Source organism: Neobacillus driksii, from assembly GCF_013409995.1.
GTDB lineage: Bacteria > Bacillota > Bacilli > Bacillales > Cytobacillaceae > Neobacillus > Neobacillus driksii.
In genome coordinates, this window is record NZ_JACCBX010000010.1 from 202,844 (window position 1) to 216,685 (window position 13,842).

General features: G+C 39.0%; 11 protein-coding genes. 10 read left to right on the forward strand and 1 reads right to left on the reverse strand.

The window, feature by feature from the left end:
• Positions 1–119: 119 nt before the first annotated feature.
• The 6 genes from F4694_RS22160 (at position 120) to yihA (ending at position 9,170) form a co-directional block, all read left to right on the forward strand.
• Positions 120–1,145, forward strand: coding sequence for a tetratricopeptide repeat protein (locus tag F4694_RS22160; protein ID WP_179601961.1), 1,026 nt, complete (start codon positions 120–122; stop codon positions 1,143–1,145).
• A 149-nt stretch (positions 1,146–1,294) separates the two neighbouring features.
• Positions 1,295–2,572 (forward strand): trigger factor, encoded by a 1,278-nt coding sequence (gene tig / locus F4694_RS22165; RefSeq protein WP_179601963.1) that lies wholly within the window; start codon positions 1,295–1,297, stop codon positions 2,570–2,572.
• Between the two features lie 395 nt (positions 2,573–2,967).
• Entirely contained in the window at positions 2,968–4,227 is a 1,260-nt protein-coding gene (gene clpX / locus F4694_RS22170; RefSeq protein WP_179601965.1) for an ATP-dependent protease ATP-binding subunit ClpX, read from the forward strand.
• Between the two features lie 163 nt (positions 4,228–4,390).
• A complete protein-coding gene (lonB, locus tag F4694_RS22175) occupies positions 4,391–6,058 on the forward strand; it encodes an ATP-dependent protease LonB (RefSeq protein WP_179601967.1) in 1,668 nt (555 codons plus the stop codon).
• Positions 6,059–6,264: 206 nt separating this feature from the next.
• A complete protein-coding gene (gene lon / locus F4694_RS22180) occupies positions 6,265–8,592 on the forward strand; it encodes an endopeptidase La (RefSeq protein WP_179601969.1) in 2,328 nt (775 codons plus the stop codon).
• Entirely contained in the window at positions 8,589–9,170 is a 582-nt protein-coding gene (gene yihA, locus F4694_RS22185; RefSeq protein WP_179601971.1) for a ribosome biogenesis GTP-binding protein YihA/YsxC, read from the forward strand. Before lon ends, yihA begins: the two co-directional genes overlap by 4 nt.
• A gap of 30 nt (positions 9,171–9,200) precedes the next feature.
• Here yihA and F4694_RS22190 read toward each other — a convergent pair whose 3' ends face one another.
• Entirely contained in the window at positions 9,201–9,689 is a 489-nt protein-coding gene (locus tag F4694_RS22190) for a LiaI-LiaF-like domain-containing protein (RefSeq protein WP_179601973.1), read from the reverse strand.
• Positions 9,690–9,923: 234 nt separating this feature from the next.
• Here F4694_RS22190 and hemA point away from each other — a divergent pair, with 234 nt between their 5' ends.
• Genes hemA through F4694_RS22210 form a run of 4 tightly spaced genes read left to right on the forward strand, consistent with a single transcriptional unit; the run spans position 9,924 to position 13,825 of the window.
• Complete coding sequence (hemA, locus tag F4694_RS22195) at positions 9,924–11,264, forward strand: glutamyl-tRNA reductase (RefSeq protein ID WP_179601975.1); 1,341 nt, start codon at positions 9,924–9,926, stop codon at positions 11,262–11,264.
• Between the two features lie 12 nt (positions 11,265–11,276).
• Complete coding sequence (locus F4694_RS22200) at positions 11,277–12,110, forward strand: cytochrome C assembly family protein (protein WP_179601977.1); 834 nt, start codon at positions 11,277–11,279, stop codon at positions 12,108–12,110.
• Between the two features lie 9 nt (positions 12,111–12,119).
• Entirely contained in the window at positions 12,120–13,058 is a 939-nt protein-coding gene (gene hemC, locus F4694_RS22205; protein ID WP_179601979.1) for a hydroxymethylbilane synthase, read from the forward strand.
• Entirely contained in the window at positions 13,052–13,825 is a 774-nt protein-coding gene (locus F4694_RS22210) for a uroporphyrinogen-III synthase (RefSeq protein ID WP_179601981.1), read from the forward strand. The genes hemC and F4694_RS22210 overlap by 7 nt, the downstream gene beginning before the upstream one ends.
• Positions 13,826–13,842: the final 17 nt, after the last annotated feature.

Below are 13,842 nucleotides of genomic sequence, written 5' to 3' on the forward strand. Positions count from 1 at the left end.
TTTAAATTAACAATCAGATGACGTACTTTATTCCCCCATATTAGAAGGTGAGTTTTTTTGTTTTTTATCCAATTCATGCTACACTATTTTCCATATAGATGCAGAGGACGGTACAAAGTATGAAAAAACGGGAACGAGCGAAACGGAAAGATAATATAATATTCCTTCCCGGACTCGAAAAGAGATTGACGGATAAGGGTCTTGAGAGCCTTCAAAACAAGAGATACCAAGAAGCTATTTCTTTGCTCGAGGAAGCGAAGGCTCATGACCCAGAAAATAGTGACATACTAATAGGACTCGTGCTCGCATACTTTGAAGCAGGAGCCTATATAAAAGCGAAAGACTTAGCGAATGAAATGCTATTAAAGGGCATCGGTGAGTATTTTCATATGGTCGATTTGTATCTGACCATCTTAATACAGCTGCATGAATATCAGGAAATTGTTTCAACGATTGAAGCCCTGTTTGACGAAAAAGAAATCCCACCAGACAGACATGATCATTTCCTCACCATCCTCCAATTTAGTAAACGGATGGCTGACAATAGTCAGCAGGAACTGATGGAAGAAGTAAAAAAAGAGCCCCATCTGAAAGAGCTCAAACTAACATCTCTTAAAAATCTAAACGAACAAATGCTTGCGATTTCGAGTTTGGCGGAGAAAAATATTCGTCCTTATATGGATGAAATCAAAGAATATCTCAATTCAGAATCTGGTCACCCTTTCTTGAAAACTATGCTCCTGACCTTATTAAAAGAGCAGGAATATGATAAGAAAATAGAGGTTAAGAAGTTTAATGAGGAATTAGGCATTGTCCCCACAGAACTTCCAGACATTCAAACACAGCCGAGAATGAAGGAAATAGAGAAGATACTAGAGGCAAATTTAGAAAATAGTGACCCTGTTTTATTTGAAAATATGAAAGGAATGGTAGAGAGGATTTTCTTTATAAGCTATCCTTTCGAGCTCAAGCCTGAAGCCGCGACAGCATGGGCTGCTGCTTTTCACTTATTAGTTCTTGATTACCTAGGCGGAGAACCGGATGTCGATAATGTTTCAGAGGAATACGAGATTTCTACTGAAATGATAGAGCAGGCACTTGCGAAAATTAGAGAATTAGAAGAAATTTCTTATCCCAATATATAGGTAACTCTGTTGAAAGAAAAAAATCCTGTGTTATAATGTAAGGGTTGCATTGTGTAAAAACTATCTTTTACATAAAAAAAGAGGGTAATTCATTATCCTGACAAATTCGTTACGAATGAAATGATAATAGATTGTTGGAGGGAAATAGTATGACAGTAAAATGGGAAAAGCAAGAAGGAAACACCGGTGTCCTTACTGTTGAAGTAAGTGCTGAAAAAGTAAATGAAGGCCTAACTGCAGCTTTTAATAAAGTTGTTAAGACAGTAAATGTACCTGGTTTCCGTAAAGGAAAAATGCCACGTCAAATGTTCGAAAAGCGTTTTGGCGTAGAATCTCTTTATCAAGATGCATTAGATATTCTTCTTCCAGAAGCATACGGAAATGCAATTGACGAAGCAGGTATTGAACCAATCGACCGTCCTGATATCGACATCGAACAAATGGAAAAAGGTAAAGAACTTATCTTCAAAGCAACTGTACAAGTTAAGCCTGAAGTAACATTAGGCGAGTACAAAGGTTTAGAAGTAGAAGAGTTCGACACAACTGTAACTGACGAAGATGTAGCAAAAGAATTAGAAACTCTTCAAAACCGTCAAGCTGAGCTTGTAGTGAAAGAAGAAGGTACTGCTGAACTTGGCGATACTGTTGTTCTTGACTTTGAAGGATTCGTTGATGGTGAAGCATTCGAAGGTGGAAAAGCTGAAAATCATTCACTTGAATTAGGTTCTGGCTCATTCATTCCAGGATTTGAAGAGCAGTTAGTAGGAGTAGCTACTGGCGAATCTAAAGACGTTGAAGTATCTTTCCCTGAAGAGTACCATGCAGCTGAACTTGCTGGTAAGCCAGCAGTATTCAAAGTAACAGTTCATGAAATTAAAGGTAAAGAACTTCCGGCTTTAGATGACGAGTTTGCAAAAGATGTTGATGATGAAGTTGAAACATTAGATGCATTAAAAGAAAAAATCAGAACTCGCTTAGAAGACAGCAAGAAGCACGAAGCTGAACATCACCTACGTGATTCTGTAGTTGAAAAAGCGGCTGAAACTGCACAAGTTGAAATTCCAGAAGTTATGGTAACAAACGAAGTAAACCGTATGCTTCAAGAATTCGAGCAACGTTTACAAATGCAAGGTATGAACCTTGAGCTTTACTTCCAATTCTCAGGTCAAGATGAAAATGCTTTACGTGAGCAAATGAAAGAAGAAGCTGTAAACCGTGTTCGTGTTGCGTTAACACTTGAAGCAATTGCAAAAGCTGAAAATATCGAAGCTACTGACGAAGATGTAAATGCTGAGCTTGAAAAAATGGCTGGCATGTACAATATGACTGTTGATAACATTAAGGCTGCACTTGGCGGCGTTGAAGGTATCAAAGGTGATCTTCAAAAGCAAAAAGCGGTTGAATTCTTAATCGAAAATAAAAAATAATAAGTATTGTAAAAACATGGCACGAGTTTATCGTGCCTGTTTTTATACATTTTTTCAATTACATATTATAATAAGTACAGGGAAACCTTTTTAACAAGTAGCAGGAAAAACAGTTTTACATAGCGAATTAAGTAAAACCGGCATTATCAAAGATTTAATTTGATGAAAAATGGTTATGCTTAATGGGTACATAGGAATTACTTAAAGTGCTCCAAACAAAAAATCGTCCGCTTCCAGGAAAACATAATTGAAGAAGGCTTTTTATTACCAGTCCGCTGGGTCCATGTGTTACAATGCAATACATACCGCTGAATCGTATCGAAAAAGAAACGGATTTTTGTTTGTGTTACGCAACTTTAAATAGTGTTATAACACGTTTTCAAGGGGTGAAAGAATTGTTTAAATTTAATGATGAAAAAGGCCAATTAAAGTGTTCCTTCTGTGGGAAGACACAAGACCAAGTACGTAAATTGGTGGCCGGACCAGGTGTATATATATGTGACGAGTGTATCGAGCTTTGCACAGAAATCGTTGAAGAAGAGCTTGGAACAGAAGAGGAAGTAGAATTTAAAGACGTTCCTAAACCAAAAGAGATCTGTGAGATTCTTGATGATTACGTCATTGGTCAAGACCAAGCAAAGAAATCGCTGTCAGTAGCGGTTTATAATCACTACAAACGAATCAATTCGAATAGTAAAATTGATGACGTAGAGCTTTCAAAAAGTAATATCGCTATGATTGGACCAACTGGAAGTGGTAAAACGTTATTAGCTCAGACATTAGCACGGATTCTTAATGTTCCATTTGCGATTGCTGATGCCACATCTTTAACTGAAGCTGGTTATGTTGGGGAAGACGTAGAAAATATTCTTTTAAAATTGATTCAAGCCGCTGATTACGATGTGGAAAAAGCTGAAAAGGGTATTATTTATATTGATGAAATTGATAAAATTGCCCGTAAATCAGAAAATCCTTCAATCACAAGAGATGTATCTGGTGAAGGTGTACAGCAAGCATTATTAAAAATTCTAGAAGGTACGGTTGCGAGCGTTCCACCTCAAGGCGGACGGAAACATCCACACCAAGAATTCATTCAAATCGATACAACAAATATTCTCTTTATTTGCGGTGGTGCGTTTGATGGTATCGAACCAATCATTAAGCGCCGCTTAGGTCAAAAAGTTATCGGATTTGGTTCTGATGTTAAGCAGCAGGAAATTTCGCAGAAAGAGCTTCTTTCGAAAGTATTACCTGAGGACTTACTCCGCTTCGGTTTAATTCCTGAATTCATTGGTCGTCTTCCTGTTATTGCAAGTCTTGAGCAGTTAGATGAGGAAGCATTGATTGAAATTCTTACGAAGCCAAAGAATGCTTTAGTAAAGCAATATCAAAAAATGCTTGAAATCGATGAAGTAGAATTGGAATTTGAAGAGGGCGCACTTAGTGAAATCGCGAAGAAAGCGATTGAACGTAAAACAGGCGCACGTGGTTTGCGTTCTATTATTGAAGGAATCATGCTTGATGTCATGTTCGACCTGCCTTCTCGTGATGATATTCAGAAATGTATTATTACGAAAGAAACGGTTATCGACAATAGTGTTCCGAAGCTTGTCTTAGAAGATGGAACCGTTGTAGCAGAAGAAAAATCTGCTTAATCAAATCAAACTAAGAGAACTCAGTTAATCTGCTGGGTTCTCTTTTTCTGCAGATTATACGTGCCAACAAAAACAGTTTCTTACAATTTGTGGTTTATTCCCTCTCTATGCAGGAAATACTTATAAATAACTACTTAAGTTTATTGTAGCAGGAGGGAAAATTATGAGTTGGACGGGGATTGCCTTATTTGTACAGCTGTTTTTCGGAATTATCATTGGGCTGTATTTTTGGAATTTGCTAAGGAACCAACGGACACAAAAGGTTTCCATTGATCGGGAATCCCGTAAGGAAATGGAACAGCTTCGAAAAATGAGATCCATATCATTAACAGAACCATTAGCTGAAAAAGTACGTCCGACTAGCTTCCAGGATATTGTTGGACAAGAAGACGGTATAAAGTCATTAAAAGCAGCATTATGCGGACCAAATCCTCAGCATGTCATTATTTATGGACCACCTGGGGTAGGAAAGACAGCTGCTGCTCGATTAGTTTTAGAAGAAGCGAAAAAAAATCAAAAATCTCCATTTAAACAAAACTCTGTCTTCATTGAATTAGATGCAACAACTGCTCGGTTTGATGAAAGAGGCATTGCTGATCCACTAATTGGTTCGGTTCACGATCCGATTTATCAAGGTGCGGGAGCAATGGGGCAAGCGGGGATTCCTCAGCCCAAGCAAGGCGCAGTTACCAATGCGCATGGCGGTGTTTTATTTATTGATGAGATTGGCGAGCTGCACCCGATTCAAATGAACAAGCTTTTAAAGGTTCTCGAAGACCGAAAAGTATTTCTTGAAAGTGCCTATTATCATGAAGAAAATAATCAGATTCCTACACATATCCATGATATTTTTAAGAACGGTCTGCCGGCAGATTTTCGTTTAATTGGAGCCACAACAAGAACGCCAAGTGAAATACCACCTGCGATTCGTTCACGCTGTATGGAAGTTTTTTTCAGAGATTTAACGCAAGAAGAAATTATTCAGGTTGGGCAAAAAGCAGCTGAAAAAGTAAAACTAGATATTAGTGAAACTGGCTTAGATATTTTATCTACATATGCAAGAAATGGACGCGAAGCCGTTAATATGATTCAAATTTCTGCAGGGCTCGCGATTACCGATGAACGTAGTTATATAAAAGACGAAGATTTAGAATGGGTGGCTCATTCTAGTCAATTATCACCAAGAATGGAAAGAAAAATTAATGACGATTCTCGAGTGGGCCTTGTAAATGGACTAGCCGTTTATGGTCCAAATACAGGGGCATTGCTGGAAATAGAAGTAACGGTCATCCCGGCCAAAGATAAGGGAACCATTAACATTACCGGGATTGTCGATGAAGAAAGTATTGGCGGACAAGGAAAATCCATACGCAGGAAAAGTATGGCACGTGGTTCGATTGAAAATGTTATTACCGTTCTACGATCAATGGGTGTCCCAGCAGGCGATTTTGATATTCATGTCAATTTCCCAGGCGGTGTTCCAATCGATGGTCCGTCTGCAGGAATTGCCATGGCAACGGGGATTTATTCGGCCATTTACAAAGTTCCGATAGATAACAAGGTAGCGATGACAGGAGAAATAAGCATTCATGGAAACGTGAAGCCAATCGGCGGCGTATACCCTAAGGTGAAGGCAGCTCAAAAAGCGGGTGCGACCACCGTTATCATCCCTGAAGAAAATATGCAATCGATATTAAATGAAATTAAAGGAATCCGGATTGTTCCGGTTACCCATTTAAGTGAAGTTTTTGACATTGCGCTCGTCAATAACCTTGCCCAAAATCAAGCTATTCCAGCTTCTGTCGAGCTTTCTAAAAAAGAATCCATTTAACCATTACACTTCGGTTGTAAAAACCGAAGTGTTTTTTATGAAAGAAATGGTGCTAGTTTGGGAAAATTAAAATATATATTGACAAGCAGATATTGTGCTTTCGTAATATTAGACACATATATGCAAATGAGATAGAATTGTACAAAGACGATTTGCTGCTTTTATGAGCAAGAAAGATTGATTGATGCATGTGGAGGTGCAATTTAATGGCGAAAGAGATAGAATTGATCGTCCCCCTCCTGCCGCTTCGAGGGTTGCTGGTATATCCGACAATGGTCCTTCATTTAGATGTTGGACGTGAAAGATCGGTTGAAGCCCTTGAAAAAGCGATGGTAGATGACCATTTAATTTTTTTAACAACACAAAAGGATATTGCAATAGACGATCCTTCAGAAGAGGATTTATACCAAATTGGTACATTAACGAAGGTTAAACAAATGCTTAAGCTTCCAAATGGAACCATTCGAGTATTGGTTGAGGGACTAAACAGAGCAAAAATACAAGCATTTCATGATGAGGACGAATATTATGCTGTCAGCATTATGACATATGAAGAAGCAACAACAAAGGATGTAGAAGATCAGGCATTAATGAGAACGATGCTTGAGTATTTTGAGCAATACATAAAGTTATCGAAAAAAATCTCCGCAGAAACCTATGCTTCGGTGGTAGACATTGAAGAACCAGGAAGAATGGCAGATATTATTGCTTCTCATTTGCCAATCAAACTGAAAGAAAAACAAGCAATACTTGAAACCATTGATGTTAAGCAACGAATGAATATGGTCATTGATACCATTCAAAATGAAAAAGAAGTGCTTAATCTAGAGAAGAAGATTGGGCAGCGTGTAAAGCGTTCTATGGAAAGGACGCAAAAGGAATATTACCTGCGTGAGCAAATGAAGGCGATTCAGAAGGAATTAGGCGATAAAGAAGGTAAAACCGGTGAAATCGCTGAACTAACGGAAAAAATTAAAAATGCGGGTATGCCTGAGAATGTTCAGCAAACTGCATTAAAAGAACTTGACCGCTATGAAAAAGTGCCTTCAAGCTCAGCAGAAAGTGCCGTTATTCGTAACTATATTGAATGGCTGATTACCATCCCATGGTCGAAGAAAACCGACGATGATATTGATATTCATCGTGCTGAAAAAATCCTTAATCAGGACCATTTCGGTCTTGAAAAAGTAAAAGAACGTGTGCTGGAGTTTTTATCGGTTCAGAAACTGACCAATTCCTTAAAAGGGCCAATTTTATGTCTTGCTGGACCTCCAGGAGTAGGAAAAACAAGCTTAGCACGCTCCATAGCGAATTCATTAAATCGTAATTTTGTCCGTGTATCCCTCGGTGGTGTTCGTGATGAATCTGAAATTCGCGGTCATCGAAGAACCTATGTTGGAGCAATGCCAGGTCGAATTATCCAGGGAATGAAAAAAGCGGGTACCATTAATCCAGTCTTTTTATTAGATGAGATTGATAAAATGTCCAGCGACTTCCGTGGTGATCCTTCTTCTGCAATGCTTGAGGTGCTGGATCCGGAACAAAACCATAATTTTAGCGATCATTATATCGAGGAAACCTATGACCTTTCAAAAGTAATGTTTATTGCGACCGCCAATAATTTGTCAACAATTCCAGGTCCACTTTTAGATAGGATGGAAATTATTACGATTGCAGGTTATACAGAGATTGAAAAAGTTCATATTACAAGAGACCATTTGCTGCCAAAACAGATTAAAGAAAATGGGCTGACAAAAGGCATTCTCCAAGTGCGTGATGACGCGATTCTTAAGGTGGTTAGATATTATACACGTGAAGCAGGTGTGCGGAGCCTCGAGCGACAAATGGCTACCATCTGCCGGAAGACAGCGAAAATTGTGGTTTCGGGTGAGAAAAAACGTGTTGTTGTTACAGAAAAGAATGTGGAGGAGTTCCTTGGTAAGCCTAAATTTCGTTACGGTCAAGCCGAAACAGAGGATCAAGTCGGAGTTGCGACAGGTCTGGCTTACACGACTGTTGGCGGTGATACCTTGCAAATTGAAGTGTCTCTTTCGCCAGGTAAAGGAAGACTCGTACTAACAGGTAAACTTGGGGACGTCATGAAAGAATCGGCCCAGGCGGCATTTAGCTATATTCGTTCTAAAGCCGGTGAACTTGGAATTGAAGAAAACTTCCATGAAAAATATGATGTTCACATTCATGTTCCAGAAGGTGCTGTTCCAAAAGATGGTCCATCTGCAGGAATCACAATGGCGACTGCACTTGTGTCGGCGCTAACGGGCAGAGCCATTCGCCGTGAAGTAGGAATGACAGGTGAGATTACACTAAGAGGCCGGGTGCTTCCGATTGGCGGATTAAAAGAAAAAACACTCAGTGCTCATCGTGCAGGATTAACCAAAGTTATTCTCCCTAAGGATAATGAAATGGATATCGATGATATTCCAGAAAGCGTAAGAAATGAAATAGAGTTTGTGCTTGTTTCACATGTCGATGAAGTTCTTCGGCATGCACTAGTAGAAGGTGGATTGCAATGAAAGTAGTTAGTTCCGATATCGTCATCAGTGCCGTAAGGCCAGAGCAGTACCCTGAAACAGACCTGCCTGAATTTGCATTAGCAGGTCGCTCGAATGTTGGTAAGTCTTCTTTTATCAATAAAATGCTAAACCGAAAAGGGCTTGCAAGAATTTCGTCAAAGCCGGGTAAAACACAAACATTAAACTTTTATTTAATCAATGAAATCCTTCACTTTGTCGATGTTCCGGGTTATGGATACGCGAAGGTTTCAAAGTCCGAGCGTGCTGCTTGGGGAAGAATGATTGAAACGTATTTTACCTCCAGAGAGCAATTGAAAGCAGCCGTTTTAATTGTTGACTTACGACACCCGCCCACACAGGATGATATCATGATGTATGATTTCTTAAAGCATTATGGAATTCCTTGTGTCATCATCGCGACAAAGGCGGATAAAATCCCAAGAGGGAAATGGCAGAAACATTTAAAAGTAACGAAGGAAACGCTCGATTTAGATGAAAATGATCAAATCGTCCTTTTCTCATCCGAAACAGGTGAAGGAAAAGATAAAGCGTGGTCTATTTTACAAAGCTATATGTAATAAAAACGTCAGGCACCTTTGGCCTGACGTTTATTTTTTCTTTTTAAAAAGAAAGTAGATTCCGACTAGAATGATGACCGCAGGCCAAAACTTCCAAACAAAACTCAGGCCATTTTGCAGTAACCCAAAATATTCTGCAACTTTGTCGTAAAATAATAGCAATAATGCCAATACTAAAAAGAGAAACGCTTGAAACAAACCATTATTCGTTTTTTGAAAACGTAGAAAGTAGCCGATGGATATAAATAATACAAGCATGCCAATCGTGTTGTTCGGCCAAATTAAGATTTTGCCGGCCATATGGTAATGAAGGCCAAAACCTGCGATGATGACACCTGGTAAGATGGCTTCATGGTCATTTGCAGAGTATCCCTGCCCTAAAAAGGCAACGCCGATAATAATAAGAAGTGTCGGCCACGAATAAAATGTCTGTAAAACTGTAAATCCCGATTGCTGTAAGAATAGAAAGGCTCCAAAGCCTATGAGAATAATTCCAGGGAAAACACGCTGGTTCTTCATTTTAACACCACTTCCAGAAAGGTTTACTTGAATCTAGTCTATTTTTTTGGTACTGTACATAAGGATGATATAATTTATTAATTACCGAACTTTTTTTTCCTATCTATAGTAACATATTCTTTCTTATTCTGTTCACAATTACCGGGTAAAAGTTAAAAAAACCCGTGTTATAATCAGACTAGTTAATAATGTATTAGTAGTTTTTGTATTACTTATTGGGGGTGTACTTCAAAAATGCATATTGTAGTGATCGGTCTAAACTATAAAACTGCCCCTGTGGAAATCCGTGAGCGGTTAACATTTAATGAAGCCGAGCTTGGGGATGCAATAAAAAAATTAAATACCAAAAAAAGCATCCTTGAAAATATCATTGTCTCTACATGTAATCGTACAGAGATATATGCGGTTGTCGATCAGCTGCATACTGGACGCTATTATATTAAAGAATTTTTATCTGAATGGTTCAGAATTGAGCAATCTGAGTTTTCACCTTTTCTATTTGTTTACGAAGAGGACGGGGCTATTGAGCATTTATTCAAGGTAGCATGCGGCCTTCATTCCATGGTTTTAGGGGAAACACAAATATTAGGGCAGGTTCGTACGAGCTTTATGTTAGCTCAAGAACTTGGAACGACAGGTACGGTCTTTAACCAGCTATTTAAGCAGGCGATTACACTTGCGAAGCGCGGACATGCTGAAACAGATATTGGTGCCAATGCGGTCTCAGTTAGTTATGCTGCAGTTGAACTAGCGAAGAAAATTTTCGGATCACTTGAGAATAAGCATGTTCTCATTTTTGGTGCTGGTAAAATGGGTGAGCTTGCGGCGCAAAACCTGCATGGCAATGGTGTAAGAAAAGTTACGGTTATCAATCGTACGTTTGATAAGGCTAAGGTTCTGGCTAACCGTTTCTCTGGTGAGGCCAAAACGGTTGATGAACTCCAAAATTCCTTGATTGACGCAGATATCCTGATCAGCTCAACAGGAGCAAAGGATTTTGTCATTACAAAAGCTATGATGGAAAAAGTAGAGAAAAAGCGTAAGGGCAAGCCATTATTTATGGTTGATATTGCTGTTCCACGTGACTTAGATCCAAGAATCGCAGAGCTTGAAAGTGTCTTTTTGTATGATATTGATGATTTAGAAGGAATTGTTGAGGCCAACCTTCAGGAGCGCAAGAAAGCAGCTCAGGTTATCATGTTGATGATTGAAAAGGAAATTGTTGATTTCAAGCAATGGCTCGGATTGCTGGGAGTAGTTCCTGTTATATCTGCTCTAAGAGATAAGGCAGCTGCTATTCAATCCGAAACGATGACCAGTATTGAGCGCAAGCTCCCTCATTTATCGGACAGAGATAGAAAGGTTCTAAATAAACATACAAAGAGCATTATCAACCAGCTGTTAAAAGACCCTATCTTACAAGCAAAAGAATTGGCTGCTCGTCCAGATGCTGAAGAGGCATTGGATTTATTTATGAAAATATTTAATATTGAAGAGCTTGTAGAAAAACAAACGAAAGCAGCCGAAACGAATAATGCAGTGGTTCATGTACCGCAGGCTTCCTTTCAGTCATAAGAGGTACTGAATATGTTTGACTTCCATATGACGCGGCTGCACGAATTGACAGTAGTCCTATATGCCTTCAGTGTGTTGTTATATTTTTTCGATTTCATTCACCATAACCGGAAGGCAAACCGTATCGCCTTCTGGTTACTTGCGTTTGTATGGGTTTTACAAACCGGCTTTCTTACTTCCTATATGATAAAAACAGGAAGATTTCCTGCATTAACAATCTTTGAAGGTCTTTATTTTTATGCTTGGGTTTTGGTAACTTTATCGCTTGGAATTAACCGTCTTCTAAAGGTCGATTTCATCGTTTTTTTTACAAATATACTAGGTTTTATTGTCATCGCGATTCATACATTTGCTCCGATTAACCATGATTCACATGTCATAAGTAATCAGCTAATGTCAGAACTTTTGCTTATACATATCACAATGGCCATTCTATCTTATGGTGCCTTCTCTGTGTCTTTTGTGCTGTCACTTCTCTATCTGATTCAATATGATTTATTGAAAAGGAAAAAATGGGGGACAAGGCTTTTGAGAATAGCAGATTTAAGTAAGCTGGAACGTTCCTCTTATATATTAGTAGTCATTGGGGTTCCTATGCTGTTATTAAGTCTGATCTTGGGTTTACAATGGGCCTTTTTAAAGGTTCCAGGGATGCCATGGTACGATATGAAAATTATTGGTTCCTTTATTCTATTAGCCGGATACAGTATCTACTTGTATCTGCGTATCGTTAAAAATATGTCAGGCAGACAATTAGCCTTTTGGAATGTCGGTTCATTTTTAATTGTATTAATTAACTTTTTTCTATTTGGTCAATTATCATCATTTCACTTTTGGTACTCATAGGAGGCAGTCATGAGAAAAATAATCGTAGGTTCTAGACGCAGCAAATTGGCTCTTACTCAAACAAACTGGGTGATAGAACAGCTGAAAAAGCTAGGCGGCAACTTTGAATTTGAAGTAAAAGAAATTGTTACTAAAGGGGATAAAATCCTTGATGTTACGCTTTCAAAAGTAGGCGGTAAAGGGTTGTTTGTTAAGGAAATCGAACAGGCCATGATGGATAAAGAAATTGATATGGCTGTTCATAGTATGAAAGACATGCCAGCTGTTCTGCCTGAGGGTTTAACAATCGGCTGCATACCTTTCCGTGAGGACCATCGTGATGCATTGATTTCAAGGGATCATATTACGCTAAAAGACTTGAAGCCAGGAGCGATTATTGGCACGAGCAGTCTTCGCCGCAGTGCGCAGATTTTAGCCCAGCGCCCAGATTTAGAAATTAAATGGATCCGTGGAAATGTTGATACAAGATTACAAAAGCTCCAAGATGAAGAATATGACGCTATTATCCTAGCTGCAGCAGGACTTTCCCGTCTTGGCTGGGCAAAAGAAACCATTACGGAATTTATCGATGCAGATATTTGTGTTCCAGCGGTTGGGCAAGGTGCATTATCCATCGAATGCCGTGAAGATGATAAGGAGCTTCTTGAACTTTTTGAAAAATTCACTTGTAAAAAAACAGAAAGAGCGGTTCGCGCAGAACGTGCTTTCCTTCAAAAAATGGAAGGCGGCTGCCAGGTGCCGATTGCTGGCTTTGCCTATGTAGCGGATAATGATGAAATCGTTCTTACTGTTTTAGTTGCTTCTCCTGAAGGTCAAGAAATCTTTAAGGAAGAATTAAGGGGCACTAACCCAGAAGAGCTTGGTATTAAAGCTGCAGACCTATTAATTGAAAGAGGAGCTAAAGATCTGATTGAGAAGGTTAAACGGGAGCTCGAGGGTCAATGCTAAAACCGTTAGGGTTGAAAGACAAAAAGGTCCTGGTCCCTCGTGGAGCAGGTCAGGCAAAATCCTTTTCACAACTTGTCGAAAAGTATGGAGGGATTTCAATTGAAATCCCTCTTATTGCATTTCGGCCAATTGAACTCACAGCGCAGCTGCAAACTGCTATGAATGAGATTAATACATATGACTGGATTGTTTTTACTAGCAATGTCACTGTGGAAACGTTCTTTTCTTTTTACAAAAATGCAGATCAAAAATCATTTCCGAAAATTGCTGTGATAGGCAGGAAAACGGAAGAGGTACTGCAGGAAAGAGGATACAAAGCAGAGTTTGTACCAACTGCCTATGTGACCGAGGTGTTTACGGAAGAATTCCTGCCTATAGTACCGAGTGGTTCAAAAGTGCTAATCCCAAAGGGAAATCTAGCACGGGAATATATCTCTGCTTCGCTTAGTAACCATGGTGTACATGTCGATGAAATTGTTATATACGAGACTTACATGCCAAATGAGAGTCGTAAGAAACTAGCTAACATGCTTTCTAATGATGAACTTGATATCTTAATGTTTACGAGTCCTTCGACTGTTAATCACTTTATGGGTGTCGTGAAGGAGTATAACCTCGAGAGTCATATTCATAGATGTGTGATTAGCTGTATCGGACCAGTTACAGAGAAGAGATTACTCGCCTATGGACTGCCCGTTCACGTGTCTCCAGAGGAGTATACAGTTAAAGATATGATTAAAGGCACCATTCAGTTTTTAGAAAAATGATATTTTAAAATAAAACT

Bases quoted from the DNA above. Each gene is read 5' to 3' on its own strand.
- lonB (WP_179601967.1), top strand. From the start codon at position 4,391: ATGAGTTGGACGGGGATTGCCTTATTTGTACAGCTGTTTTTCGGAATT.
- yihA (WP_179601971.1), top strand. From the start codon at position 8,589: ATGAAAGTAGTTAGTTCCGATATCGTCATCAGTGCCGTAAGGCCAGAG.
- tig (WP_179601963.1), top strand. From the start codon at position 1,295: ATGACAGTAAAATGGGAAAAGCAAGAAGGAAACACCGGTGTCCTTACT.
- F4694_RS22160 (WP_179601961.1), top strand. From the start codon at position 120: ATGAAAAAACGGGAACGAGCGAAACGGAAAGATAATATAATATTCCTT.
- F4694_RS22210 (WP_179601981.1), top strand. From the start codon at position 13,052: ATGCTAAAACCGTTAGGGTTGAAAGACAAAAAGGTCCTGGTCCCTCGT.
- hemA (WP_179601975.1), top strand. From the start codon at position 9,924: ATGCATATTGTAGTGATCGGTCTAAACTATAAAACTGCCCCTGTGGAA.
- F4694_RS22190 (WP_179601973.1), bottom strand. From the start codon at position 9,689: ATGAAGAACCAGCGTGTTTTCCCTGGAATTATTCTCATAGGCTTTGGA.
- lon (WP_179601969.1), top strand. From the start codon at position 6,265: ATGGCGAAAGAGATAGAATTGATCGTCCCCCTCCTGCCGCTTCGAGGG.
- hemC (WP_179601979.1), top strand. From the start codon at position 12,120: ATGAGAAAAATAATCGTAGGTTCTAGACGCAGCAAATTGGCTCTTACT.
- F4694_RS22200 (WP_179601977.1), top strand. From the start codon at position 11,277: ATGTTTGACTTCCATATGACGCGGCTGCACGAATTGACAGTAGTCCTA.